21 protein-coding genes are annotated in these 24,680 nt (G+C 62.8%); 12 read left to right on the top strand and 9 right to left on the bottom strand.

Annotated features, from left to right (window positions below; all coding sequences use genetic code 11):
* Positions 1-256: 256 nt before the first annotated feature.
* The 3 genes from DBR00_RS15375 to DBR00_RS15365 are packed head-to-tail and all read left to right on the top strand — an operon-like array spanning position 257 to position 6,993.
* Positions 257-3,547, top strand: coding sequence for a DUF2126 domain-containing protein (locus DBR00_RS15375; protein WP_108538075.1), 3,291 nt, complete (start codon positions 257-259; stop codon positions 3,545-3,547).
* Between the two features lie 60 nt (positions 3,548-3,607).
* Positions 3,608-6,100: a circularly permuted type 2 ATP-grasp protein gene (locus DBR00_RS15370; protein WP_108488638.1), complete on the top strand. Its 2,493-nt coding sequence runs from the start codon at positions 3,608-3,610 to the stop codon at positions 6,098-6,100.
* Positions 6,097-6,993 carry a transglutaminase family protein gene (locus DBR00_RS15365; protein WP_108488639.1) on the top strand — a complete coding sequence of 299 codons (897 nt, stop codon included), beginning with the start codon at positions 6,097-6,099 and terminating at the stop codon, positions 6,991-6,993. Before DBR00_RS15370 ends, DBR00_RS15365 begins: the two co-directional genes overlap by 4 nt.
* Here DBR00_RS15365 and DBR00_RS15360 read toward each other — a convergent pair.
* The 7 genes from DBR00_RS15360 to DBR00_RS15330 all read right to left on the bottom strand — a co-directional run bounded on the left by DBR00_RS15360 (position 6,990) and on the right by DBR00_RS15330 (position 12,996).
* Positions 6,990-7,931, bottom strand: a complete 942-nt coding sequence (locus tag DBR00_RS15360) for a DUF808 domain-containing protein (protein ID WP_108488640.1) — start codon at positions 7,929-7,931, stop codon at positions 6,990-6,992. The two genes, DBR00_RS15365 and DBR00_RS15360, sit on opposite strands and share 4 nt — an antisense overlap.
* An 823-nt stretch (positions 7,932-8,754) precedes the next feature.
* On the bottom strand, positions 8,755-9,669 hold the full coding sequence (locus DBR00_RS15355; RefSeq protein WP_108488641.1) for a glycerophosphodiester phosphodiesterase: 915 nt from the start codon (positions 9,667-9,669) through the stop codon (positions 8,755-8,757).
* 166 nt (positions 9,670-9,835) lie between these two features.
* On the bottom strand, positions 9,836-10,408 hold the full coding sequence (locus tag DBR00_RS15350) for a HupE/UreJ family protein (protein ID WP_108488642.1): 573 nt from the start codon (positions 10,406-10,408) through the stop codon (positions 9,836-9,838).
* Positions 10,409-10,435: 27 nt separating this feature from the next.
* Positions 10,436-11,050 (bottom strand): urease accessory protein UreG, encoded by a 615-nt coding sequence (ureG, locus tag DBR00_RS15345; RefSeq protein ID WP_108488643.1) that lies wholly within the window; start codon positions 11,048-11,050, stop codon positions 10,436-10,438.
* A 19-nt stretch (positions 11,051-11,069) separates the two neighbouring features.
* The gene (locus tag DBR00_RS15340; RefSeq protein WP_108488644.1) at positions 11,070-11,744 is read right to left on the bottom strand and encodes an urease accessory protein UreF; all 675 of its coding nucleotides are present in this window, start codon (positions 11,742-11,744) and stop codon (positions 11,070-11,072) included.
* The gene (gene ureE / locus DBR00_RS15335) at positions 11,741-12,241 is read right to left on the bottom strand and encodes an urease accessory protein UreE (RefSeq protein ID WP_108488645.1); all 501 of its coding nucleotides are present in this window, start codon (positions 12,239-12,241) and stop codon (positions 11,741-11,743) included. Before ureE ends, DBR00_RS15340 begins: the two co-directional genes overlap by 4 nt.
* Before the next feature lie 164 nt (positions 12,242-12,405).
* Positions 12,406-12,996: a TetR family transcriptional regulator gene (locus DBR00_RS15330; RefSeq protein WP_108488668.1), complete on the bottom strand. Its 591-nt coding sequence runs from the start codon at positions 12,994-12,996 to the stop codon at positions 12,406-12,408.
* A gap of 207 nt (positions 12,997-13,203) precedes the next feature.
* Between DBR00_RS15330 and DBR00_RS15325 the strand changes: the two genes are divergently transcribed.
* From DBR00_RS15325 to DBR00_RS15315, 3 genes are all read left to right on the top strand, one after another.
* Complete coding sequence (locus tag DBR00_RS15325) at positions 13,204-14,319, top strand: ferredoxin reductase (RefSeq protein WP_108488646.1); 1,116 nt, start codon at positions 13,204-13,206, stop codon at positions 14,317-14,319.
* 16 nt (positions 14,320-14,335) lie between these two features.
* The gene (locus DBR00_RS15320; RefSeq protein WP_108488647.1) at positions 14,336-15,424 is read left to right on the top strand and encodes a fatty acid desaturase; all 1,089 of its coding nucleotides are present in this window, start codon (positions 14,336-14,338) and stop codon (positions 15,422-15,424) included.
* A 91-nt stretch (positions 15,425-15,515) separates the two neighbouring features.
* Positions 15,516-16,403, top strand: a complete 888-nt coding sequence (locus DBR00_RS15315) for a triacylglycerol lipase (protein WP_108488648.1) — start codon at positions 15,516-15,518, stop codon at positions 16,401-16,403.
* Here the strand turns inward: DBR00_RS15315 and DBR00_RS15310 are convergent.
* Together DBR00_RS15310 and DBR00_RS15305 are read right to left on the bottom strand one after the other, a co-directional pair.
* A complete protein-coding gene (locus DBR00_RS15310) occupies positions 16,400-16,726 on the bottom strand; it encodes a Rieske (2Fe-2S) protein (RefSeq protein WP_108488649.1) in 327 nt (108 codons plus the stop codon). The genes DBR00_RS15315 and DBR00_RS15310 overlap by 4 nt on opposite strands.
* Positions 16,727-16,852: 126 nt before the next feature.
* The gene (locus tag DBR00_RS15305) at positions 16,853-19,045 is read right to left on the bottom strand and encodes a TonB-dependent hemoglobin/transferrin/lactoferrin family receptor (RefSeq protein WP_108488650.1); all 2,193 of its coding nucleotides are present in this window, start codon (positions 19,043-19,045) and stop codon (positions 16,853-16,855) included.
* 129 nt (positions 19,046-19,174) lie between these two features.
* On the opposite strand from DBR00_RS15305, the gene DBR00_RS15300 reads away from it, so the two are divergent.
* The 6 genes from DBR00_RS15300 to DBR00_RS15275 all read left to right on the top strand — a co-directional run bounded on the left by DBR00_RS15300 (position 19,175) and on the right by DBR00_RS15275 (position 24,621).
* Positions 19,175-19,855, top strand: coding sequence for an energy transducer TonB (locus DBR00_RS15300; protein WP_108488651.1), 681 nt, complete (start codon positions 19,175-19,177; stop codon positions 19,853-19,855).
* A 21-nt stretch (positions 19,856-19,876) separates the two neighbouring features.
* A complete protein-coding gene (locus tag DBR00_RS15295; RefSeq protein WP_108488652.1) occupies positions 19,877-20,947 on the top strand; it encodes a hemin-degrading factor in 1,071 nt (356 codons plus the stop codon).
* Between the two features lie 84 nt (positions 20,948-21,031).
* Positions 21,032-21,931: a hemin ABC transporter substrate-binding protein gene (locus DBR00_RS15290; RefSeq protein ID WP_108488653.1), complete on the top strand. Its 900-nt coding sequence runs from the start codon at positions 21,032-21,034 to the stop codon at positions 21,929-21,931.
* 50 nt (positions 21,932-21,981) lie between these two features.
* Positions 21,982-22,965: an iron ABC transporter permease gene (locus tag DBR00_RS15285; protein WP_177480008.1), complete on the top strand. Its 984-nt coding sequence runs from the start codon at positions 21,982-21,984 to the stop codon at positions 22,963-22,965.
* On the top strand, positions 22,965-23,732 hold the full coding sequence (locus DBR00_RS15280) for a heme ABC transporter ATP-binding protein (RefSeq protein ID WP_108488655.1): 768 nt from the start codon (positions 22,965-22,967) through the stop codon (positions 23,730-23,732). The genes DBR00_RS15285 and DBR00_RS15280 overlap by 1 nt, the downstream gene beginning before the upstream one ends.
* 10 nt (positions 23,733-23,742) lie before the next feature.
* Positions 23,743-24,621 carry a ChaN family lipoprotein gene (locus DBR00_RS15275; protein ID WP_108488669.1) on the top strand — a complete coding sequence of 293 codons (879 nt, stop codon included), beginning with the start codon at positions 23,743-23,745 and terminating at the stop codon, positions 24,619-24,621.
* Positions 24,622-24,680: the final 59 nt, after the last annotated feature.

Below are 24,680 nucleotides of genomic sequence, written 5' to 3'. Positions count from 1 at the left end.
TTCTCGCCTGTTTTGACCAGCCGGAGGCTGTTACTAACGTAGCGCCTTGCATGGCTCTAGCTCGCGAGCCCTTGAGCAGGCTCTAGGAACGGCGCGACCTGTTTTCGTGCGCTGCGGCAGGTGTGGGGCATGCCTGGCCCTGTTGTGGTGCGCGTCAGTGGTGAGTGAATACGCGAGGCCGCGCCAATGCTGGCTTGGATCACTGGCATAAGTCTTGCGCTGCCTGGTTATCGCCCAGGCTCGCAGGAGGCCCGCTGTGTCGATTCATATCGCCTTGCACCATGTCAGCCACTATCGCTACGACCGCGCCGTCAATCTTGGCCCGCAGGTCGTGCGCCTGCGTCCTGCACCGCACAGCCGTACCCGGGTGCTGTCCTACGCGTTGAAGGTCGAGCCGGGCGAGCACTTTATCAACTGGCAGCAGGACCCCCAGGGCAACTACCTGGCGCGCCTGGTGTTTCCGGAGAAAACCCGCGAGCTGAAGATCGAGGTCGATCTGGTCGCCGAAATGGCGGTGTTCAACCCCTTCGATTTCTTCCTTGAGCCTTACGCCGAGAAAATCCCTTTCGCCTATACCGAGGGCGAGCAGCTGGAGCTGGCGCCTTATTTGGTCAAGCTGCCGGCCGGCAAACTGTTCGCCAAATACCTGGCCAGCATCGAGCGTACGCCGCTGCCGAGCGTGGATTTTTTGGTGGCGCTGAATCAGCGCCTTTCCACCGATATCAGCTACCTGATTCGACTTGAGCCGGGCGTGCAGACTCCGGAAGAAAGCCTGGAGAAAGGCTCCGGCTCCTGCCGTGATTCGGCCTGGCTGCTGGTGCAGTTGTTCCGCCACCTGGGTCTGGCGGCGCGCTTTGTTTCCGGCTACCTGATTCAGCTGAAAGCCGATGTTAAATCCCTCGACGGCCCGTCCGGCACCGAGGTGGATTTCACCGACCTGCATGCCTGGTGCGAGGTTTATCTGCCGGGCGCCGGCTGGATTGGCCTGGACCCGACCAGCGGCCTGTTCGCCGGTGAGGGCCATATTCCGCTGGCCTGCAGTCCTGAACCGTCCTCGGCGGCGCCGATCAGCGGCGGCGTGGATGAGAGCGAATGCGCGTTCAGCCACGAGATGTGGGTCGAGCGCATCTGGGAGGCGCCTCGGGTCAGCAAGCCTTACAGCGAGGCGCAGTGGCAGGCGATTGTCGGTCTCGGGCAGAAGATCGATGAGGATCTGCAAGCACAGGATGTGCGCCTGACCATGGGCGGCGAGCCGACCTTTGTTGCCCTGGACTACCCCGACGATGCGGAGTGGAACACCGCCGCCCTGGGGCCGAACAAGCGTCGCCTGGCCACCGACCTGTTCCATCGCCTGCGCGAGCACTACGCACCGCAAGCGCTGGTGCACTTCGGCCAGGGCAAGTGGTACCCCGGCGAGCAGCTGCCGCGCTGGTCGTTGAATGCCTACTGGCGGCGCGATGGCGAGCCGATCTGGCACAAGTCGGCGCTGTATGCCGATGAGCAAAAAGACTATGGCGTCGATGCGGCCAAGGCTGCCGACTTTCTCACCCTGCTCGCCGAGCGCCTGGGCGTGGACGCTAAATATTGCGTGCCGGCCTATGAGGACCGTTTCTACTACCTGTGGCGCGAGCGCAAGCTGCCGATCAACGTCACCGCCGAAGACCCACGCCTGGCTGACCCGCTGGAGCGCGAGCGCCTGCGCAAGGTGTTCGAGCAGGGGCTGGATAAAGTGGTCGGGCATATCCTGCCGTTGGCCCGGCAGGCCAAGCAGCTGGGTTGGCAGAGCGGCAGCTGGTTTTTGCGTGATGAGCACTGCCGGCTGATCCCCGGCGATTCGGCGCTGGGTTACCGCCTGCCGTTGGATTCGCAACCCTGGGTCAGTGAGGCTGATTACCCCTACATCACCCCCGAAGACCCGAGCCAACGCTTCGCCCCGTTGCCGGTAGCGGCGCAGATCAAGCCGCAGTCGCGCGGTGTCTGGTCGGGCAGCCAGAGCAGTACGAGCAAGCGTCCGCTGCTCGGTCAGTCGGCTGCCGGTGTGGTGCGCACCGCGCTGTGCGCCGAGCCGCGTGACGGCAAGCTCTATCTATTTATGCCGCCGCTGGTGCGCCTGGAAGACTATCTGGAACTGGTGGCCGCCATCGAAGCCACCGCCGCCGAGCTGAAATGCCCAGTGCTGCTGGAAGGTTATGAACCGCCACTGGACCCGCGCCTGCAGTTCTTCCGGGTGACTCCGGACCCTGGCGTGATCGAGGTGAATATCCACCCGGCCGCCAGTTGGGATGAGCTGGTCGAACGCACCGAGTTTCTCTACGCGCAGGCCCGCGAGTGCCGCCTCTCCAGCGAGAAATTTATGATCGACGGCCGCCACACCGGCACCGGTGGCGGTAACCACTTTGTCCTCGGCGGCGCGACGCCGGCGGACTCGCCGTTTCTGCGCCGCCCGGACCTGCTGCGCAGCCTGATCAGCTATTGGCACAACCACCCGTCGCTGTCCTACCTGTTCAGCGGCCTGTTTATTGGCCCGACGTCGCAGGCGCCGCGTATCGATGAGGCGCGTAACGATGCGCTGTACGAGCTGGAAATCGCCTTCGCACAGATGCCTGAAGTGGGCCGCGACTGCCAGCCCTGGCTGGTCGACCGGCTGCTGCGCAACTTGCTGGTGGATGTCACCGGTAACACCCACCGCGCTGAGTTCTGCATCGACAAGCTGTATTCGCCGGACTCGGCCTCTGGGCGCCTTGGTCTGCTGGAGCTGCGCGCCTTCGAGATGCCGCCCCATGCGCAGATGAGCCTGGCCCAGCAGCTGTTGATTCGCGCGTTGATCGCCCGTTTCTGGCGTGAGCCCTACAAACCGGCGCGGCTGGTGCGCTGGGGCACCGAGCTGCATGACCGCTACCTGCTGCCGCACTTTATCGAGCAGGATTTTGCCGACGTGCTGCAGGAGCTCGACGGCTGCGGCTATCGCCTGCACAGCGAGTGGTTTGCCCCGCATTTCGAGTTCCGCTTTCCCAAGTCCGGCGACTTCAACGTCAAGGGCATCGAGCTGGAGCTTCGTCAGGCCCTGGAACCCTGGCATGTGCTGGGCGAGGAGGGCGGGGGCGGCGGTACGGTGCGTTATGTGGATTCCTCGCTGGAGCGCATGCAGGTCAAGCTCAGCGGCCTGCCGAGTGACCGCTATGTGCTGACCTGCAACGGCGTACCGGTGCCGCTGCGGCCTACCGGCAAGGTCGGCGAGTTTGTCGGCGGCGTACGTTTCCGCGCCTGGCAGCCGGCCAACTGCCTGCACCCGACCATCGAAGTACACGCGCCGCTGGTATTTGACCTGGTGGACAGCTGGATGAGCCGCTCCCTCGGCGGTTGTCAGTATCATGTCGCTCATCCCGGTGGACGCAACTACGACAGCCTGCCGGTAAACGCCTATGAGGCGGAGAGTCGGCGTCTGGCGCGCTTCTTCCGCCTAGGCCATAGCCCAGGCAAGCGCCCAACACTGGCGCCAATCAACAATAATGAATTGCCCATGACCCTGGATCTGCGCCTCGTTTAACCCCCTCACCCATAACGGGGCGAGGGGCGCGCTGCCCGTGATCGTCTTATCGAGCCTGCCATGCCCGACCTGCTTGCCGACTACCCCCTGACACCAGGGGCTTACCATGAACTGTTCGACGCAGACGGTCAGGTGCGCCCGCACTGGCGCCTGCTGTTAGAGCGTTTGCAGCGCAGCAGCCCGGCGCAGCTGGCGCAGCGTCAGGCCTTGCTGGCCAGGCAGATTCAGGAAAATGGCGTGACCTACAACGTTTACGCCGACCCTGATGGCGCCGACCGGCCGTGGGAGCTGGACCTGCTGCCCAATCTGATCCCGGCCGAAGAATGGCAGCAGATCGCCGCCGGCGTGGCGCAGCGTGCCGGTTTGCTGAATGCCGTGTTGGCCGACCTGTATGGCCCACAGCAACTGCTGGCAGACGGGCTGTTGCCGGCTGAGCTGGTGTTTGGTCACAACAACTACCTGTGGCCCTGTCAGGGTGTGCAGCCGCCCGGCGGCACCTATCTGCACCTGTATGCGGTGGATCTGGCCCGCGCCCCGGATGGCCGCTGGTGGGTCACCGCCGACCGCACCCAGGCGCCGTCTGGCGCCGGTTATGCCCTGGAAAACCGGCAGATTGTTTCGCGCGCCTTTCCCGAGCTGTACCGCGATCTGCGCGTGCAGTACCTGGCCGGTTTCTTCCGTACCCTGCAGGACACCCTGGCGCGCCAGGCCCCGGCTGGCAGTGAAACACCGCTGGTGGTGCTGCTCACCCCGGGGCGTTTCAACGAGAGTTATTTCGAGCACCTGTACCTGGCGCGCCAGCTCGGCTATCCCTTGGTGGAAGGCAGCGACCTGACTGTGCGCGATGCCAAGGTCTATCTGAAGACCCTGGCCGGCCTGCGCCGCGTGCATGCGGTGCTGCGCCGTCTGGATGATGACTTCTGCGACCCGCTGGAATTGCGCACCGACTCGGCCCTCGGCGTGCCTGGCCTGCTCGAAGCGGTGCGCCAAGGCAATGTGCTGGTGGCCAATGCCCTCGGCAGTGGCGTGTTGGAATCTCCAGGCTTGCCGGGCTTTCTGCCGGCCATCGCAGAAAAACTACTGGGCGAAGAACTGCTGCTGCCGAGTGTCGCCAGTTGGTGGTGCGGCGAGCCGCCGGTGCTGGATAAGGCTCTGGAGCAGCTCGACGAGTTGCTGGTGCGCGCCAGCTTTCCCTCGCAGAGTTTTGCCCCGGTGTTTGGCCGCGATCTGGATGAAGCGCAGCGCGCTGAGTTGGCTGAGCGGCTCAAGGCGCGGCCTTACGCCTATGTTGCCCAGGCGCTGGCGCAGCTGTCGCAGGCCCCGGTCTGGCAGCCTGAAGAAGGCCAACTGGCGCCGCGCGCCATCGGCATGCGGGTATTCGCCGTGGCGAGTGCCGACGGTTATCGGGTCATGCCCGGCGGCCTGACCCGGGTAGCCGCCGAAGCTGACGCCGAAGTGGTGTCGATGCAGCGCGGCGGTGCCAGCAAGGACACCTGGGTGCTCGGTGAACGGCATGCCGGCGGCGAGCCCTGGCAATGGCTGCGCCCGCTGGGCGTGGCCGATCTGGTGCGCAGTGACCCCTATCTGCCCTCAAGGGTGGTGGAAAACCTCTACTGGTTCGGCCGCTACAGCGAACGCTGCGAGGACGGTGCGCGGCTGCTGCGCATCATGCTGGCGCGCTATGTGGATGACGACGATGACCCGCAAGCCCTGCAAACCGCCTTGAGCCTGGCCGAAAGCCTGGGCTTGCTGCCGGATGCCGAGCGCGGCGAACTGCAGCAGCGCCTGCTTGAAGCACTACTGGGCGAGGACTGGCCGGACAGCCTGCGCGGTAATCTACAGCGCTTGCAGTGGGTGGCTGGCAGCGTACGCGGCAAGCTGTCCCAGGCCAACTGGCAGGCCCTGCTCGAATTACAGCGTGAGGCCCAGGGGTTGAGCTGCGAGCAGGCCGACTTCGGCGAGTTACTGGATTTTCTCGACCGTCTGCTGCTGTCGCTGGCGGCGCTCTCAGGCTTTGCCCTGGATGACATGACCCGTGATGACGGCTGGCGCTTTCTGATGATCGGCCGCTGTATCGAGCGTCTGCAGTTTCTCTGCGACAGCTTGGCGAACTTTCTGCGTAGCAGCGCAGCGCAGGACCAGTCGGCACTGGAATGGCTGCTGGAGCTGGGCAACAGCAGCATCACCTACCGCACCCGTTACCTGGCTTCCGCGCAGTTGATTCCAGTGCTCGACCTGTTGCTGTTGGATGAGCAGAACCCGCATGCCGTGCTGTTTCAGGTGCGCACCCTGCTGCGCTCGCTGGCGCGCCTGGGTGAGCGCTTCGAGCTGCCCAGCGAGCGCCGGCTGAAACACCTGGAAGGGCAACTGGCGCGCTTTAGTCTGGCCAGCCTGGAGAATCCGCTGTTTGGCGCGGCGAGCGTGCAGGAGGTGCTGGATGGTTTGTCTGGGCTGCTGGAAAGCATCAGCCAGGCCAGTGCGGACATCTCCGACCGTTTAGGCTTGCGCTTCTTTGTGCATGTCGACGCCAGCCAGCGGACGCAATCCTCATGAGCAGCGCCTTCTACCAGATACTTCACGACACCCATTACCGCTACGCCAGCCCGGTGTCGCTGGCCCAGCAGCTGGCGCACCTGTGGCCGCGCGCCTGCCCCTGGCAGCGCAACCATGAACAGCAACTGCTGGTCAGCCCGCAGCCGTGCCAGCGCCAGGATGCCCTGGATGTGTTCGGCAACCCACTGACCCGCCTGGTGTTCGAGCGCCCGCATAACGAACTCAAGGTCAGTGCGCGCTTGCAGGTCGAAGTGCTGGCGCGGCCAGCGTTGGAGCTGCAGGCGTCGCCGCCCTGGGAAGCGGCCCGTACGGCGCTGCGCTACAGCGGTCAGGCACTGTTGCCTGAGGTGCTGGAGGCGACGCGTTTTCGTTTCGAGTCGCCCTATGTGCACCTCAAGCAGGTGTTTGCCGAGTATGCGGCTGACTGCTTCAGCCCCGGTCGCCCGCTGCTGGCAGCGGTGGACGGGCTGATGCAGAAGATCTTTGCCGAGTTCAGCTTTGATGCCGCGGCGACCCAGGTGGCCACGCCGCTGTTACAGGTGCTGGAGGAACGCCGTGGCGTGTGTCAGGACTTTGCCCACCTGATGCTCGCCTGCCTGCGCTCTATGGGCCTTTCGGCGCGCTATGTCAGTGGTTACCTGCTGACCCAGCCACCGCCCGGCCAGCCCCGGCTGATCGGTGCCGATGCTTCGCATGCCTGGGTCTCGGTGTTTTGCCCGCAGCAGGGCTGGGTGGATTTCGACCCGACCAACAATATCCGCCCGGCGCTGGAACATATCACCCTGGCCTGGGGCCGTGATTTTGCCGATGTTTCGCCGCTGCGTGGGGTGATTCTCGGCGGCGGCAGCCATGACCCCGAGGTGCAGGTCACGGTGCTGCCGCTGTCGAATTAGCGCTTGAGGGCTTTCCAGATCCGTGCAAGCAGGCTGACCAGCAGCAGGGCGATGGCCCCGGCGATGATCCCCGCGACGGCGTTAAGCAGGGTCGGCAGTAAGGCCGCGAGCAGGCCGCTGCTGACTGCAACACCCTCAGCTAGTGCATTTACCCATTGTTGGGCTGAGTCCACGCCATGGATAAGAATGCCGCCGCCGACCATAAACATCGCGGCGGTGCCAAGAATCGACAGGGCTTTCATCAGGTAGGGGGCGGTTAGCAGCAGGCCACGGCCAAGGGCGCGCTGCAGGCGGCGGCCAGGGCCTTCGCCGGTGCGCTGGTTGAGGTAAAGGCCGGCGTCATCGAGCTTGACGATACCTGCCACCAAGCCGTAGACCCCGACTGTCATCAGCAGGGCGATACCCGAGAGCACCGCGACCTGCTTGCCGAAACTGGCCAGGGCCACGGTGCCGAGGGTGATGGCGATGATTTCTGCGGAGAGAATAAAGTCGGTGCGGATCGCACCTTTGATCTTGTTCTGCTCGAATGCCAACAGGTCGACTTCGGGATCGGCCACCGCCTGCAGCAGTTCTTGTTGCTGCGCCTGGTTATCGGGGTGGCTATGCAGAAACTTGTGCGCGAGCTTCTCGAAGCCCTCGTAGCAGAGGAAGGCACCGCCAAACATCAGCAGTGGTGTCACCGCCCAGGGCGCGAAAGCGCTGATCAGCAGGGCTGCCGGCACCAGAATCAGTTTGTTGATAAATGAGCCTTTGGCCACGGCCCAGACAACTGGCAGCTCTCGTTCGGCACGCACTCCGGTGACCTGTTGGGCATTCAGTGCCAGGTCGTCGCCAAGCACGCCGGCAGTTTTCTTGGCAGCCACTTTGGTCATCACTGCCACGTCATCAAGCACTGCGGCAATATCATCGAGCAGGGTTAACAGGCTAGCGCCGGCCATTGCAGGGGATTCCTTTCGTGGTTTTGGGGTCATCACCTGATAAAGCAGCAGGTGACAGTGCGCAGATTTATACGTGAGTCGATGCCCGTCAGCCATAGGCTGGCGTCACGCGGTTGTCGTGCTGCACGAAAAAGGCTGGGTTAATCGCTGCTGCCGCTGGCACCTCCGGCATAGGCGGCGAGCAGGCTGCGTAACAGGTCATGGATTGGCATGGCACATCTCCTTGGGTGATGGCATGACCATACGCCGCTGCTCGGCAGTCGGACTGTTGATTGTATTGATGGCATCCATAGTCAGTCGCCATGACTGTACTTATGCACAGTGCAGTCGCATGCGATGATTAGTTGTGCACAAAGACTGTGGAGTGAACTGTGGATAAGGTGGGTGTAGGCGCGTGTGCGCTTAGTCTGCTGGCAGTCTGCGGGGCTTGTGTGTTTTTTGAGCAGTCAAATATTTCACGTAGAAACAACAGCTTAAGCTGGTTATTCAGGGCGTTGTGGTGAGTGCTGAAGTTGTCCACGACTATTGTGGGTAGAGCTGTTGATAACTTCGGTATGGCTGCTTGCGAGGCTTGGAGTGCCTGGCTTTTCGCTGATTGATCGTTTTTTGAACAGCTTGCTGTGTGCTTTCTTGACTTCACTTCACGTTCGCTGAGTCAAGCGATAATCACGTTTTTTCAAGGGTTTACGGCAAGGCATAGGCATCTCGCTGAGTACTTATCCCAAGTTGCTGTGGAGCGATCTGTGGATAACCTGCGTATGCCTGTGCTCAGGCCAGACTGGGGCTGGCCTGAGTAGGGTTGGCTATTTTTTGTACAGTATGATTAGTCGGCTTGGGCTGCGCTGATGCCGGTTGAGCGCCCCAGCACCTGCAGGGCGCGATCTGGATAGTCGGTAATCAGTGCATTGGCCCCCAGGTCGAGCAGTCGGCGCATATCGGGCTGTTCATTGATGGTCCACAGTTGCACATTCAAGCCGCGCTCGCTGGCAGTCTTGAACAGGCTCGGAGTGGCCATTGGCAAGCCTTCGTAACTTTCGGGAATCTGCAATGCCTGGTAAGAGGGTGACAGTAGGCTGCCCAGACCGACCCAGTTGAGTGCCACCAGCAGGCGTACCGAGCCAGGGCCCGCTGATGTGGCGACACCGGGGCATTGTTCGCGGAACAGTTGCAGGCTGCGATCATAGAAGCTACCGACAATTACCTTGTCGCGTTGCTGGTGCTTGGTCAGGGCTTCGCACACGTGCGTTTCCATGCCAACGTCCGGAACCTTAATTTCGATGACCTTGGGTGTTTCAGGGAAGCGCTGCAGCACCTCGGCAAAGCGCGGAATGCGGATGCCCTGGCCACGGTAGGGATAGCTCTGGCCACCATCGGCACTCCAGCGGTAACCGGCGTCCAGCGCTTGCAGCTGCGCCAGGCTAAGCGCGGCAACCGGGCCTTCACCATTGGTGGTGCGATCCAGCGTACGGTCATGGATCACCACCAGCTCGCCGTCACTGGACAGGTGCAGGTCCATTTCCAGCATGTCCACGCCCAGATCCTTGGCGCGCTCGAAGGCGAACAGGCTGTTCTCTGGCCACAATCCTTTACCGCCGCGGTGAGCGATGACCAGAGGCTGTTCGCCCAGTGTGCTCACTACGGCAGGCGGTGTGGCTGGCGTGCTGGTCAGTGCCAGCACGCCTAAGGCGATGGCCAGCAACATCAAGGGAATTGAAATAAAACGGATGATGCGAAGCATATGGAGGATTCCAGGCAGGTCAGACAGGCTGTGCTTGATACACCTCGACTATGACAAAGCCATGAAGGCCACACGAGAGGCAAAATGCGCCAGCCGAGCGACCTTTGCGGTCAGCGCGGCTTGGCAATATGAAGGTGAACGCTGGTCGTCCATCCGAGCCAGCAACTCAGCCGGCCAGCAGCCAGGCGCCGGTGACTGCCGAGGCGGCGCCAAGTACGCGCACCACCGGTGCAGCGGCTTGGGGCAGCAGACGCACCAGGGCATAGCCACTGGCGTGCAGGGCCGCCGTGGCAACCACGAAACCGGCGGCATAACCCCATGGGCTGGCCAGCTCCGGCAGCTCCAGACCGTGGGCGACGCCGTGGGTCAGGGCGAACAGTGCGGTCAGGGCGATGGCGATCACCATCGGCAGGCGAATGGCCACGGCCACCAGCAAGCCAAAGGCCAATACCGAGGCGGCGATGCCGGTTTCCATCAGCGGCATTTCCAGGCCGTTAAAGCCCAGCAGGCCGCCGACCAGCATGCTGCCAACAAAGGTCAATGGCAGCGCCCAGCGCGCCGCGCCGGATTGCTGCGCGGCCCACAGACCGACGGCGAGCATGGCCAGCAGGTGGTCGAGGCCGAATACCGGGTGCGCCAAACCGGCCATCCATCCGGAGTGATCGTGGCCAGCGTGAGCGAAGGCCACTGCGGGGCTGAGAAACAGGGCGATGGCGAACAGCGATTTACGCAGGTTCATGGGGTGTCTCCTTGACTGAATGGGTTCTCAGGCGGCGTTGAGCATGCCGTGCTGCTCGATAAAGGCGATGATCTGGTCGAGCCCCTGGCCAACCTTCTGGTTGCTGAACACGAACGGTTTTTCGCCGCGCATTTTCAGGGTGTCGCGTTCCATCACGTCCAGCGATGCGCCGACCAGTGGGGCCAGGTCGATTTTGTTGATCACCAGCAGGTCAGACTTGCAGATGCCCGGACCACCCTTGCGCGGCAGCTTGTCGCCGGCAGAGACATCGATCACGTAGATCGTCAGGTCCGACAGTTCAGGGCTGAAGGTGGCCGAGAGGTTGTCACCGCCGGATTCAACGATGATCAGGTCCAAGCCCGGAAAGCGCCGGTTGAGCTGTTCGACGGCTTCCAGGTTGATCGAGGCGTCTTCGCGGATGGCGGTGTGCGGGCAGCCGCCGGTCTCCACGCCGATGATCCGCTCCGGGGCCAGGGCCTCATTGCGCACCAGAAACTGTGCATCTTCTTGGGTGTAAATGTCGTTGGTCACCACGGCGAGGTTGTAGCGCTCGCGCAAGGCCAGGCACAGGGCCAGGGTCAGGGCGGTTTTGCCGGAGCCGACCGGGCCACCGATACCGACACGCAGGGGTTGGCTGTTCATGGGAGTGTCTTCCTTATCGTCAAGAGCGAAATAAACGGCTGTATTGGCGCTCGTGCGCCATGCTCGTCAGGGCCAGGCCAAAGGCGGCGCTGCCCCAGTGTTCGGGTTGCAGTTCGCTGGCCTGGCGCTGCGCTTGATCGAGCAGTGGCAACAGCTGTGAGGTCAGTCGCTGGGCGGCTTGCTGGCCCAGCGGCAGGGTTTTCATCAGCACCGCCAGTTGGTTTTCCAGCCAGCCCCAGAGCCAGGCGGCGAGGGCGTCCTGCGGTGCGATCTGCCAGGCCCGCGCCGCCAGCGCCCAGCCGACGGCCAGGCCGGGTTCGTCCTGTTCACTAAACAGTTGCTGCGCCGGCTGATCCAGCTCCGGCAGGCCGCTGAGCAGTTGCTGCAGGGAGTAGCCCATCTGCCGGCTTTCCAGGCGCAGCTCACGGGTTTCACGGCTGGCGCGTTGCTGTTCGGCGAGCTGGCGCAGCTGGGCCCAGTCCTCGTTGGCTGCGGCCTGGCAATGGGCGAGCAACAGCGGTGCCTCGAAGCGCGCGAGGTTGAGCAGCAACTGATCGGCAATCCAGCGCTGGGCGCTTTCTGCGCTATCGACCAGGCCCTGTTCCACGGCCATTTCCAGACCCTGGGAATAGCTGTAACCGCCAATCGGCAGCTGGGGACTGGCGAGCCGGAGTAGCTGCCAGGCTTTATTCACTTACGTGCACCGAATTGATGCAGGCGCGGCGCATAGCTGAATTCGGCATCGCCGGCGTGGGAGTGGTGATGGCCGCCGCCGTATGCGCCTTGCTCGGGTTGGTAGGGCGCTTCGATCAGTTTCACCGTGGCACCTAGCTGCTCGAGCATGGCCTTGAGCACATAGTCATCCGGTAGGCGCAGCCAGCCATCACCGAGTTGCAGGGCGACATGGCGGTTGCCCAGGTGATAGGCGGCGCGCATCAGTTCGAAGGCGTTGGCGCAGGTGACGTGCAGCAGTGGCTCGGGGCGGGCGAACACACGTGCGATACGGCCGTCTTCGGCTTGCAGGTATTCGCCGTCGTGCAGTGCGGGCTGGCCGCGTTCGAGGAACAGGCCGACATCCTCGCCTGTGCGGCTGAAGCAGCGCAGGCGGCTTTTGCTACGGGCCTCGAAACTCAGTTCGAGTTCGGCGTCCCAGTGTGGCTGGGCGGCAATACGGCGGTGGATCACCAACATGGGGCAGTTTCCGGCAGGACAATGCCGGTTACAGAGCAAGTGCCTTGCCAAACTGCTGTATGGCCGCGCAATGCGGGTTCTTCAGTGGGTGCAGTGCTTAACTATCGGGCATTCAGGGCTGCGCTTTGGTGCGCACGCAATGGCTGTGCGCAATTGTGGTGCGCTCAGGTGTGGTGCTGGCCAAGCCCCTGCCAGTGTTTGGCGCCGATAAAGATAAAACGCAGCTGCTCGATCATCTTCGCTTCAGGGGTGGCATGGCGCGGCAGGGCACGGGCCGGAGGGTCGATCAGCTCGGGCAGGGTGGCGAATACGGTCTTGACCACCAGGTCGGCCAGCACGTTCTGTGCTGGCGTATCGAAATGCTGCAGCTTGGGCATCAGCGCGAGGTCGGCCACCAGGTCAGCGGTGATGCGTTCACGCAAAGCGCCTACGGCCAGGCGCACCGGCAGTGAGCCACCGTACTGTTCGCGGGCGAGAAACAGGAACTGTGAGCGGTTGGCTGCCACAGCATCGAGGAAGATTCGCACCGAAGCATCAATCACGCCGCCCAGCTCGAATTCGTGGTGGCGTACCTGGCGAATGGTCTCGCGAAAGGTTTCCCCCACTTCGGCCACCAAGGCCAGACCGAGGGCATCCATGTCGTCAAAGTGCCGGTAGAACCCGGTAGGCACAATCCCGGCGCAGCGCGCGACTTCGCGCAGACTCAAGCTGCCAAAGCCACGGCCGCTGTCCATCAGGCTGCGGGCGGCGTCCATCAGGGCGTGGCGGGTTTGCAGTTTTTGTTCGGCGCGCGGTTGTAGTGGTTTCAAACTTCGAGGCTCGGCATGGCGTTCAGCACCGCACTCTAACAAAGCGGCGTTGTAGACGTCGAACCACGCGCGCAGCTTACTTGAGTGTACGAGTGTTGACTGAGCGGTGTTGGCTCTGTCAGTCTAGTGAACAATTGTTCACTGGAGTCTGCCGTGGCCCTTATTCCTTTTGCCTGGATGCGCGGGTGTTTGCGCCTGTTAGGGCCGTTGCGACTGCTGGTGGCTGATGGTTGGTTACGGGAAAGCGATGTCGATGCCGGGCTGAAACTGCTGCACCCGGCGCTGCGCCTGAATCGGGTATTCGCGCGGGTAACCCAGCGTCAGTGGGTGGCCGATGACATGCTTGAGCTGACCCTGCAGGCCAACGGCAACTGGCGCGGTGCGCAGCCGGGCCAGCACCTGCAGCTCTATCTCGAACGTGACGGCGTACGCCTGAGCCGCAGTTACAGCCTGACGGCGGTGCAGCCAAATGGTTGTGTGCAGATCGCCATCAAGCATCAGGCGGGTGGCCGCGTTTCGCCCTATCTGCTGGAGCAGCTGGCGCTGGGTGATGTGCTGGAGCTGGGGCCGGCGTATGGCGAGCTGAGCTGGCCCGAGGCACAACAAGGCGTCCTGCTGTTGGCCGCTGGCAGTGGCATTACGCCGCTGCTGGGCTTGCTGCGTGTCGTGCTGGCGCAGGGCTTCAGCGCGCCGATCACGCTGCTGCATTACGTGCGTGGGCAGGGCCAGCGCGCCTTTGCATCCGAATTGCAGGCGCTGCAAGCGCAGTACGGCAATCTGCAGGTGCACTGGTCACTGACAGCTGCCAAAGCCGAGCCGGGCCAGTTGGCCGGGCGCTTTACGGTTGAACATCTGCATTCGGTCACCGCGTTGCAGCAGCGCCGTGTACTGGCCTGTGGCCCGGCGGGCTTTGTTGAGCAGGTGCAACATTGGTGGCAGCACGCGCAGTTGCCTGGTGCGCTGCAAGTGGAAGCTTTTACCCCTCCTGCGTTCAACGCCGTTGAAGGGCTGCGCGCGGTACGCCTGGGTTTTGCCCGCAGCCATCAACAGATGCAGGCCGACAACCTGCGCAGCCTGCTGGAGCTGGCTGAAGCGCAGGGTTTGCAGCCGGCCCATGGTTGCCGCCAGGGCATCTGCGCCAGCTGTACCTGCACCTTGCTCAGTGGCACGGTGCGCGACTTGCGCAGCGGCGCGCTGTTCAGTGAGCCGGGGCAACCGATTCGTTTATGCGTCAACGCCGCCCACAGCGACGTAGACATTGATCTTTAACTTGCGAGGTAACCCCATGCGCGCAGACCGTCACCTGTCCGCTGCCGAGTTGGATGCATTCGGCCAGGAGCTGGATGCGCTGCGCCAGCGCACCCTGGCCGATCTCGGCGAGGCAGATGCTCGCTATATCCGCCGGATTCGCGCCGCGGTGCGCTGCTGTTGCTGGAGCGGGCGCGGGCTTTTGATGTTCGGTTGGTTTCCGCCGACCTGGCTGCTCGGCACTTTGCTGCTGGGGCTGGGCAAGATTCTGGAAAATATGGAGTTGGGGCATAACGTGATGCACGGCCAGTACGACTGGATGAACGATCCTGAACTGGCCGGACGCACTTATGAATGGGATATCGCCGGGCCGAGCGACTTCTGGCGGCACACCCACAACCATGTGCACCACACCTGGACCAATGTACTGGGCATGGACGATGACGTGGGCTATGGCGTGGTGCGCTTGTTTCCCGAACAGCGCTGGAAGCCGTTCTACCGTTGGCAGCCGCTGTGGGTGACGATCCAGGCGGTGTTGTTCCAGTATTCGGTGGCGATTCAGCACCTGCGCCTGGACAAGGTCTACAAAGGCAAGCTGAGCAAGGCCGAGGTGCGCCCGCTGATCAGGCAGTTCAGTGTCAAGGTGCTGCGTCAATGGGGCAAGGATTACCTGGCCTTCCCGCTGCTGGCGCTGCTGATCGGCGCCAATGCCGCGGCAGTGCTCGCCGGTAATGCCGTGGCCAACCTGATCCGCAACTTGTGGACCTTCACGGTGATCTTTTGCGGTCACTTCACCGAGCAAGCCGCGGTGTTCAGCAAAGAATCCGTGGTCGGCGAGAGTCGCGGTCACTGGTACCTGCGTCAGCTGCGCGGGTCCAGCAACCTGAACGGCGGGCCGCTGTTTCACATCCTAACCGGTAACCTCAGCCATCAGATCGAACACCACCTGTTCCCCGATCTGCCGGCGCGGCGCTATGCGGCGTTGGCCTTGGACGTGCGTGAGATCGCTGAGCGTTATGGTCAGGTCTATAACAGTGGCAGTCTCTGGCATCAGTTCAGAACGGTGCTCTCACGTATCTGGATTTATCGCCTTGCGCCTTCTACCGGGTTGCCGCAGCAGGCATGACGCCACCCTGGCGTAATCTTTGCGGGTTAGTGTGGTCATAGGCTGAGAGTGCTTGGCGGCGTTCAACACATGATTACCAGGAAGGTTGCCCATGACGTCTTCTGCTCCCCGTTATCCGCTGGTGTTGGTGCCCGGTTTGCTCGGGTTTATCAGCTTGCTTGGCTATCCGTATTGGTACGGCATTGTGTCGGTGCTGCGACGTATGGGGGCCGTGGTGTTCCCGGTTCTGGTGTCGCCGGTGCATTGCACCGAGGTGCGCGGTGAGCAACTGCTGCTGCGCATTGCTGACGTGATGCAGCGGACCGGTGCCGACAAGGTGCACCTGATCGGCCACAGTCAGGGCGCCCTGACCGCCCGTTATGCGGCGGCGCTAAAGCCCGAATGGGTGGCGTCCGTTACCTCGGTTGCCGGGCCTAATCATGGTTCGGAATTGGCGGATTTTCTCAAACGAAAAGTCCCGCATGGCAGCCTGCGTGAGCGTGTGTTGAGTGTCTTATTAAGTGGCGTGGCACGTTGCATGGCCTGGCTGGAGCGCGGTTATAAAGGCGAGCCACTGCCGATTGATGTAGCTGCGGCGCAGCAATCGCTGACCCGCGACGGCGTGGCGGCCTTTAATGTGCGGTATCCGCAGGGCTTGCCGGCGGTCTGGGGCGGTGAGGGCGCGGCTGAGGTCAATGGCGTGCGCTACTACTCCTGGTCCGGCACCATTCAGCCCGGTATCACCGATAAAGGCGGCAACCGCTTCGACGGGCCGAATGTTGCCTGCCGCCTGTTTGCCAAGACCTTTCAGCGCGAGGTGGGGCAGTGCGATGGCATGGTCGGACGCTACAGCTCACACCTGGGCACGGTGATTGGTGATCAGTACCCGCTGGATCACTTCGACATCATCAATCAGACCTTCGGCCTGGTCGGCAAAGGCGCCGAGCCGGTCAAGCTGTTTGTTGAGCATGCACAGCGCTTGCAGGCTGCAGGCCTCTAGGTTTCATTTAGATCAACCCAGATGGCCTGATCATCCTCGCGGATAGCAAGTTCTTGCAGCGATTGCCCGGCGCAGGGGCCGGCAACGCATTCGCCGGATTCGATGAGAAAAAGCGCGCCGTGGGTGGCGCACTGGATCAGGCTGGCGCTGCTATCGAGAAACTGGTCGGGCAGCCATTCCAGCGGGATGCCGCGGTGCGGGCAGCGATTGCGATAGGCATACAGTTGACCGTCCTTGCGCACGGCAAACAGCTTCTCACCTGCAACCGCGAAGCCCCGGCTCTGGCCTTCGGCCACTTCATTGGGTGCACATAAACGCAACATAGGAACCTCCACGCCAGGTCGGCATTATGCCGCCCTGGCGTGGAAGTGAAAGAGGAGGGCGCATCCTTGCGCCAAGTGGAACGCTTTGTCGCGGCGAGTTAATCGCGCGGTAGATGTGTTGCCGGGTCAGATTTCCCAGACCAGATTGACGGCGGCGTGGCGGCCCGGCTGGCTGAAACGGCCCAGGCTTGGGCTGTTTTCGGTCAGGCCGCGTACATCACCCCATTGCCAGTACTCTTTGTCGGTCAGGTTGAAGAGGCCGGCATTCACGGCGAAGGCATCAGTCATCTGCCACCAGCCGTTGAGGTCGAGCACGCCATAACCCGATGTTTCGACGTGATTGGCGGTTTGGGTCATGTCGACGCGGGTTTTTGCCGCCACCAGGGTCCAGCTCAGCTCGCCACCAAACGTGCCGCTCGGCTCGCTGTAGCCCAGGCCGAAGACGCCCTTGAGCGGGTCGACACTGTTGATCGGCTGGCCTGTGCCTTCATCCTTGCCGCGGGCGTAAGCCACGCTGCCACGGGCTTTCCAGCCTGCCGGCAGGCCCAGTTGGTCGAGGAACAGTTCGCCTTTGGCTTCCGCGCCGCGAATGGTCACGCGGTCACGGTTGACGTATTGGAATTCGCCGAAGGGGAAACCCGGCACGCTGGAAGGTCGGCTGACCTGCTCAATAAAGTCGTCGTACTGGTTGTAGAACAGCGCCGCACCGAAGCTGCCGATGGCGTACTGGCCGCGCAGGCCCAGCTCGAAGCTGTCGCTGGTTTCGGCTTTCAGGTTGGTATTGGCCAGGGTGCGGTACATGCCCGGGTTGGCGAACTCGCCAAAGATCTCGATCGCCTGGGGGGCACGGAAGCCGGCAGCGTACTGACCGTAGACGCTGTGGGCCTCGTCCAGTTGGTAGGTCACACCGAACTTGGGGGAAATGGCCGAGTCTTTGAAATCGCTCGGGTTGCGATCCGTGGCCTGGCTGTTGAGGTACTTCTGGGTGACGTGCGGCTGCATTTCGTAGTGGTCATAACGCAAGCCCGGTAGCAGGGTCCAGCGGCCGATACTGATGCTGTCCTGGGCGAACAGCGCGTATTCCTTGGTGGTCGGATCGGGGAAGTCGCTAGTGGGCAGTACGGGGGTATTTACGCGGCTGGCCAGTACGGTTTCTCCGCCTTCGCGCAGGTCAGCGTTCTTCAGGTGTTTGACGTCCAGGCCATAGACCAGTGCATGTTGCGTGCTGCCGATGCTGAACGCCTTGTCCAGCTTGGTATTGAACGCCCAGAGTTTTTCTTCGTAGTAGGAATCCCGTGTGCGGAAGCGGGCTTGACCTGTTACCACGCGGTCTTCGAATGTTTGCTGGCGGGTCTGGCTGTCCTGGTAGCTCAGTTGGCTGTGGATCTGATCAGCCACCAGGGTATCGAGTTGCAGGGTATGGGCGAGAGAGTAACGCTCACGATCAACCCGGTCTTCTGCATTCTGAGTGCGGATGGCGGCGGTATTGCTGTAGTTGCTCAGCACGCGGGTGTCGGTATTGTCCTGGTAGCGCTCATAGGTCAGTTGCAGGCGACCGCTGTCGCTGTAATCCCAGCCAAATTTGCTCAGCAGGTTGTCGGTGCGGTAGTCCAGCGGGTTAGCCTGCTCACGGGTGCCACCGATACCACCCTGACCGCTGTGGGTGTCGGTGGCCTGACCGCTGCGGCGGCCCAGGTGCAGCAGGCCATCGACCTGGCCTTGACGTGCGGCAAAGGTGGCGCTGCGCTGCCAGCTGTCATCGCTGCCGTCATAGCCGGTTTTCAGGCGGGCGTATACGTCATCGCCTTCGTCCAGATAATCGCCGGCATCCTTGGTCAGAAAGCTCACTGCGCCGCCAATTGCATCGCTGCCATACAGCGAACTGGCGGGGCCACGGATGATTTCCACCTGCTTGACGGTATCGATGTCGACGTAATCGCGTTTGGCACTGAGGAAACCACCAAAAGAGAACGCGTCCGGCATGCCGATGCCGTCAACCTGGGTCAGGACGCGGTTGCCACCAATACCGCGAATGGTGAAGCCCGACAGGCCAAAGCGATCACCACTGCCGCCAACGGAAACGCCCGGCTCATAGCGCACCAGATCCTGAATGTTCTTCACGTTCTTCTGGTCGATGTCGCGCTCGGTCTGCACCGATACGGTACTCGGCACCTGGTCGAGGGTTTGCTCGGTGCGGGTGGCCGTGACGGTCACTGTGTCGAACTGGTTGGCGGGCTGTTCTGCGCCCAGCGCCAATGAGGGGCTCAGCAACAGCAGGGCAAGCCAGGGACGGCGGGCGAACGGAGGACTTCTGTGCATAGGGACTCCAGGGTCATACGGGCGGCTTCTCTGGCCGCCGGGTTGGCATCGGCGGCACGCTAAACCATGTTGACACGCTAATGCAAATAATTATCAAATAGATTCGTATTTGATCGAGTGCGCGCCAACATGCTTCGTATATTTTTTTCCCTGCTGCTATCGCTGGCGCTGCATGTCGCCGGCTGGCTGCTGTATGGCGTTGCGCAGCCTCCAGAATTGAATGCCGCGCACGCCAGTGTTCAGGCCCTGCAGCCACACATCACGGCTGTGCTGCTGGCGCCTGCTCCGGTTGAGCACAAGGCACCAGCCGTACCGCCGCCGGCGTTACCGCCTAAGCCGGCGGCGGTGCAGCCCGTCAAGCCGGCCGTGGCGCTTCAGCCGAAACCTGCCCCTTTATTGGTGCCACCGAAGCAAGCGGTCGCTGAGGTCGTACCGGTTGAGGTCGCCCGCACGCAGGCCGTTGTGGCAAATCCGGCTCGGGTTGAGTCGGCCGAACCGGCCCGTTCACGCGTAGTGGCTGAGGTGTTCAGTCGTAGGCCGAGCTTTCGTGAGCCACCGCGTCAGCCGAGTTATCCGTCCCAGGCGCGTCGTCGCAATCAGCAGGGGATTGTCCTGTTGGAGGTGCGTCTGGATGAGCTGGGGCAGCAGCGCAGTCTCAACGTACTGCGCTCCTCGGGGGTTGAGAGTCTTGATCGTGCCGCGCTGCAAGCCGTTGCCGCATGGCGTTTCAGCCCCGAAACCACAGACGGTCAGGCCGTACCCAGCCGTGTCCATATCCCAATTCAGTTTGCCCTGACGGCAAGTCGATGATCCATCAATGAGGAACTCAGCATGAATACAACCGCCCAGTCCGCCGCGGTGAGCAATGATCTCTACCTGGCCTGGCAAGTCCTGCGCAATGAACAGCCACGCCTGCGTGCGCGAGATGCCGCCGAGCGTTTGGCGGTGAGCGAGGCTGAGCTGGTTGCCAGCCGGCTTGGTGTCGATACCCTGCGGCTACGCCCGGAGTGGGCGCAACTGCTGCCGGCATTGGGGGCGTTGGGCTATGTGATGGCGCTCACCCGCAACGAGCATTGCGTGCATGAACGCAAGGGCTATTACCGTGAGGTCACGGTGACGGGTAATGGCCAGATGGGCCTGGTGGTGTCGGCCGATATCGATCTGCGCCTGTTCCTCGGCGGCTGGGCCAGCGTGTTTGCCATTGAGGAGCAGACTGGCAAGGGCACCCAGCGCAGCATCCAGATATTCGACCGTCAGGGTACGGCAGTGCACAAGGTGTTTCTCACCGAGGACAGCCAAGTACAGGCCTGGGAGCCTCTGCTGGAACGCTTTGCCGCCAGTGAACAGAGTGCCGAGCTGGACCTGCTGCCACTGCCGCCGGCAACCCAGGCGCAGGCCGATACGGTGATTGATGCCAATGCGCTACGCGTTGGCTGGTCGTCGTTGAAAGACACACACCACTTCTTTGCCCTGTTGAAAAAGCACGGTACCACCCGTACCCAGGCGCTGCGTTTGGCGGGGCGCGAATGGGCGGAGCCGTTGGCGATGAGCGAGCTGCCGAAGCTACTGGAGCAGGCAGGCGCTCGGGATGTGCCGATTATGGTGTTTGTTGGCAACCGCCACTGCATCCAGATCCATTCCGGACCGGTGAAGAATCTGCGCTGGATGGACACCTGGTTCAATGTGCTGGACCCCGAGTTCAATCTGCACCTGCAAACCACTGGCGTGACCGAACTGTGGCGTGTGCGTAAGCCGAGCACCGACGGTGTGATCACCAGTTGGGAGGCCTTTGATGCTGAAGGCGAGCTGGTGGTGCAGCTGTTTGGTGCGCGCAAACCGGGTGTTCCAGAACGTGAGGACTGGCGTGCCCTGGCCGAGGAGGCCGTGGCTCTACCGGCCTGAGTCGGTTTAGCCGTTGTGGTTGATGCGCCGCGCCACTGGTTTGACCGGGGCCGGCGTTCACTTCTGTTTCCCTAGAGAATTCCCATGAAGCCCCTTAGCTCTCTGCTCGCCCTGTGCGCGAGCCTGTTGTCCTGTGCCTCGGCGATGGCCGCCGAGCCGTTGCCGCAACGCTGGATCAGTTCCGGTGGTTCACTCAGCGAGTGGGTGGTGGCGCTGGGTGGCGAAAGCCGTCTGGTCGGGGTGGACAGCACCAGTCAGCATCCAGAGTCGCTGCGTGCGCTGCCGAGTATCGGTTATCAGCGCCAGCTGGCGGCCGAAGGCATATTGACGCTGCGCCCGGATATGCTGATCGGCAGTGAAGAAATGGGGCCACCGCCGGTGCTGGCGCAATTGCGCGGCGCCGGTGTGCGAGTGGAAATGCTCTCGTCCAAGGCGGACCTGAGCAGTGTGCAGGCCAGTCTGCAGCGCATCGGCACTCTGTTAGGCGAGCCGCAACGCGCTGATCAGGTCTTTGCGGCCTATCAGCAGCGCTTGCAGCAGCAGGCCGACTGGCTGGTGAGCGCGCAGCGTCAACAGGCGGCGCCGGGCGTGCTGCTATTACTCGGGCATGCCGGCGGTAGTCCGATGGCGGGTGGCAAGGACACGTCGGCCGACTGGCTGATCGAGCGTGCCGGCGGGCGCAATCTGGCCAGCCACCGCGGCTTCAAGGCGCTGTCCACCGAAGCCCTGCTGGCGCTTAATCCCGAGGTGCTGATCATCGCCGACCGCAGCCTGTCCGGTGATGCTGCGCGTGAGGCATTGTTGCAGCAGAATCCCGCGCTGGCGGCGACCCGGGCAGCGCGTAACCAGCGTTTGCTGATGCTTGACCCGACGCTGCTGGTCGGCGGTCTCGGCCCGCGTTTGCCGGATGGGCTGGCGGCCTTGTCCGCAGCCTTTTATCCTGCCAGCCAACCTTTGGTCGCCGAAGCTAAGCCCACGCCATGAATCCTGTTATTCGACCGCGCTCACTGTTTATTGCATTGAGCCTGTTGCTGGTGCTCGCGCTCTGGTTATCCCTGGCGCTGGGGCCAGTCAGCCTGCCGCTACTCGATACGCTCAAGGCGGCGTTGCGCCTGCTGGGGGTGGTGCACGCGGGCGATGAGTTGGCCCAGGCCGAACTGATCCTCGGGCAGATCCGCCTTCCGCGCACCCTGCTCGGGCTGCTGGTCGGTGCAGTGCTGGCGCTGTGCGGGGTGGCGATGCAGGGGTTGTTTCGTAACCCGCTGGCAGACCCTGGGTTGATTGGCGTATCCAGCGGCGCGGCCCTCGGCGCGTCGATTGCGATTGTCGGTGGTGCGGCCCTGGGCGGCTTGCCGGAAGCGTTCGCGCCGTATCTATTGTCGGTGTGTGCCTTTATCGGTGGTTTGGGGGTAACGGCTCTGGTTTATCGCCTGGGCCGGCGTGATGGTGAAACCAATGTGGCGACCATGCTCCTGGCCGGTATTGCCCTCACCGCATTGGCCGGTGCTGCCATCGGTCTGTTCACTTACCTGGCCGATGACGCCACCTTGCGTACCCTGACGTTCTGGAACCTGGGCAGCCTAAATGGCGCCAGCTACCCGCGTCTGTGGCCGTTGCTGCTGGTGACGGCGGCCGTGGCGCTGTGGTTGCCACGACGGGCCAAGGCGCTGAATGCCTTGCTGTTGGGCGAGTCTGAAGCACGCCACCTGGGTTTTGCTGTTGAGCGGATCAAGGCTGAACTGGTGTTCTGCACCGCCCTGGGCGTAGGTGCCGCGGTAGCCGCGGCGGGGATGATCGGCTTTATCGGCCTGGTGGTGCCGCATCTCGTGCGTCTGCTCGTGGGGCCGGATCATCGTGTGCTGTTGCCGGCTTCAGCGCTGGCGGGTGCCAGTCTGCTACTGCTGGCGGATTTGGTGGCACGGCTGGTGCTGGCGCCGGCGGAATTGCCGATTGGTATTGTCACGGCGCTGATTGGCGCGCCGTTCTTCCTTTATCTGTTGCTGCGGGGGCGTACCTGATGCTGCGCGCGGAAAATCTGGCGGTACAGCGCGGCCCGTGTACGGTGTTGGCGGATATCAACCTGGAGCTGCGTCCGGGCGAAGTGCTCGGCGTGTTGGGCCCAAATGGTGCTGGCAAGAGTACCTTGCTGGGTGCTTTATGTGGCGAGTTGCAGCCGAGCCATGGCGACGTCTGGCTGGATCAACGGCGCTTGCAGGACTGGCCCGGCAGCGAGCGCGCGCAACGTCTGGCGGTATTGCCACAGACCTCGACATTGAACTTTGCCTTTCGTGTGGAAGAAGTGGTCGGCATGGGCCGCTTGCCTCACGCCAGTGGGCGTGTGCGCGATGCACAGATCATCAAGCAGGCGCTGGAGGCGGCCGATGCCTTGCATTTGGCCGGACGCAGTTACCTGGCGTTATCCGGCGGCGAGCGCCAGCGCGTGCACCTGGCGCGGGTGCTGGCTCAGCTCTGGCCGGGGGGGGGAGGGCAGATACTGCTGCTCGATGAGCCGACTTCAATGCTTGATCCGCTGCATCAGCACACCACATTGCAGGCCACCCGCGCTTTCGTCGAGCAGGGCGCCGCGGTACTGGTGATTCTTCACGACCTCAATCTGGCCGCGCGTTACTGCGACCGTCTGTTGCTGCTGGAGCGAGGCCGCCCCCATGCGCTCGGTAGTCCTGAGGCCGTGCTGCGCGCCGAGCCATTGCAGGCGGTGTTTGGTCTCGAAGTGCTGGTGCAGCAGCATCCGGAACGGGGTCACCCTTTAATCGTTGCTCGTTAAGGTCTTGTTTATGCGTATTGTGTTATTGCTGGTTGCTGCGCTGTTAAGTGCCTGTCAGGCGTTACCGGCGTTACCCGTCTGGCAAAGCCCCGAGGGGCTGCAGCATCCTGAATTGGGGCAGATTGTCGAGTTGCGTACCGGCGCGCGGCTGACGCCTGAGCAACTGCTGACGCGTCTGGCTGCTGCGCCCAAGGTGCTGGTCGGCGAGCGGCATGACAACCCCGATCACCATGCATTGCAGCTCTGGTTGTTGCGGGCGCTTGCTGCGCAGCGGCCACAGGGCAGCCTGCTGCTGGAAATGCTGACGCCGGATCAGCAGGTCAAAGTCGATCAGGTGCGTGCTGCCATCGTTGCCGGACAGGCGCCGCAGGACATGCTGGGTGCTTTGAACTGGCAGCCGGGCTGGGCTTGGTCGCTGTACGGCCCCCTCGTACAACATGCGCTGCGTCAGCCGTATCCGTTGCTTTCAGCCAACCTTGAGCGCCGCGAAGTTATGCAGATTTATGCCCGGGTACCACAACTCCAAGGTCCGGCATCCACGGCTGCGCCGGTGCGCGAAGCGCTGTTCAAGCAGATTCGCGAGTCGCATTGCAACCTGCTGCCGGACAGTCAGTTGCCGGCCATGCTCGCCGTGCAGCAACAGCGGGATCGGCGTATGGCCGAAGCCCTGCTGGCTGCGCCTGAGCCTAGCCTGCTGTTTGCCGGCGCCTTCCATGTGCGCCGTGAGTTGGGTGTGCCGCTGCATTTGCAGGATTTGGGTGCAGCTGCAGGTGTGCAGGTACTGATTCTGGCGGAGGTTGGTAGCCAGGTGGCTGCGCAATCGGCCGATTACGTCTGGTACACACCGGCTCAGCCGGAGCAGGATCACTGCGCAAAACTGCGCCCATAGCCAGGCTGGCCAGCGGCTGAGCAGTTGTCTGCGGGTTCTCCGGAGATTGTCCGCTCAGC

The organism is Pseudomonas sp. HMWF032, assembly GCF_003060885.1.
Taxonomy (GTDB): Bacteria; Pseudomonadota; Gammaproteobacteria; order Pseudomonadales; family Pseudomonadaceae; genus Aquipseudomonas.
This window is presented reverse-complemented; position numbering and strand designations above follow the sequence as displayed.

Excerpts from the sequence above, each read along its gene's own strand:
- DBR00_RS15295 (WP_108488652.1), top strand. The coding sequence starts at position 19,877 with ATGAATACAACCGCCCAGTCCGCCGCGGTGAGCAATGATCTCTACCTG.
- DBR00_RS15330 (WP_108488668.1), bottom strand. The coding sequence starts at position 12,996 with ATGGACGCCGCCCGCAGCCTGATGGACAGCGGCCGTGGCTTTGGCAGC.
- DBR00_RS15355 (WP_108488641.1), bottom strand. The coding sequence starts at position 9,669 with ATGCTTCGCATCATCCGTTTTATTTCAATTCCCTTGATGTTGCTGGCC.
- DBR00_RS15320 (WP_108488647.1), top strand. The coding sequence starts at position 14,336 with ATGCGCGCAGACCGTCACCTGTCCGCTGCCGAGTTGGATGCATTCGGC.
- DBR00_RS15300 (WP_108488651.1), top strand. The coding sequence starts at position 19,175 with ATGCTTCGTATATTTTTTTCCCTGCTGCTATCGCTGGCGCTGCATGTC.
- DBR00_RS15290 (WP_108488653.1), top strand. The coding sequence starts at position 21,032 with ATGAAGCCCCTTAGCTCTCTGCTCGCCCTGTGCGCGAGCCTGTTGTCC.
- DBR00_RS15370 (WP_108488638.1), top strand. The coding sequence starts at position 3,608 with ATGCCCGACCTGCTTGCCGACTACCCCCTGACACCAGGGGCTTACCAT.
- DBR00_RS15350 (WP_108488642.1), bottom strand. The coding sequence starts at position 10,408 with ATGAACCTGCGTAAATCGCTGTTCGCCATCGCCCTGTTTCTCAGCCCC.
- DBR00_RS15305 (WP_108488650.1), bottom strand. The coding sequence starts at position 19,045 with ATGCACAGAAGTCCTCCGTTCGCCCGCCGTCCCTGGCTTGCCCTGCTG.
- DBR00_RS15360 (WP_108488640.1), bottom strand. The coding sequence starts at position 7,931 with ATGGCCGGCGCTAGCCTGTTAACCCTGCTCGATGATATTGCCGCAGTG.
- DBR00_RS15310 (WP_108488649.1), bottom strand. The coding sequence starts at position 16,726 with ATGTTGCGTTTATGTGCACCCAATGAAGTGGCCGAAGGCCAGAGCCGG.
- ureG (WP_108488643.1), bottom strand. The coding sequence starts at position 11,050 with ATGAACAGCCAACCCCTGCGTGTCGGTATCGGTGGCCCGGTCGGCTCC.
- DBR00_RS15275 (WP_108488669.1), top strand. The coding sequence starts at position 23,743 with ATGCGTATTGTGTTATTGCTGGTTGCTGCGCTGTTAAGTGCCTGTCAG.
- DBR00_RS15365 (WP_108488639.1), top strand. The coding sequence starts at position 6,097 with ATGAGCAGCGCCTTCTACCAGATACTTCACGACACCCATTACCGCTAC.
- DBR00_RS15315 (WP_108488648.1), top strand. The coding sequence starts at position 15,516 with ATGACGTCTTCTGCTCCCCGTTATCCGCTGGTGTTGGTGCCCGGTTTG.
- DBR00_RS15280 (WP_108488655.1), top strand. The coding sequence starts at position 22,965 with ATGCTGCGCGCGGAAAATCTGGCGGTACAGCGCGGCCCGTGTACGGTG.
- ureE (WP_108488645.1), bottom strand. The coding sequence starts at position 12,241 with ATGTTGGTGATCCACCGCCGTATTGCCGCCCAGCCACACTGGGACGCC.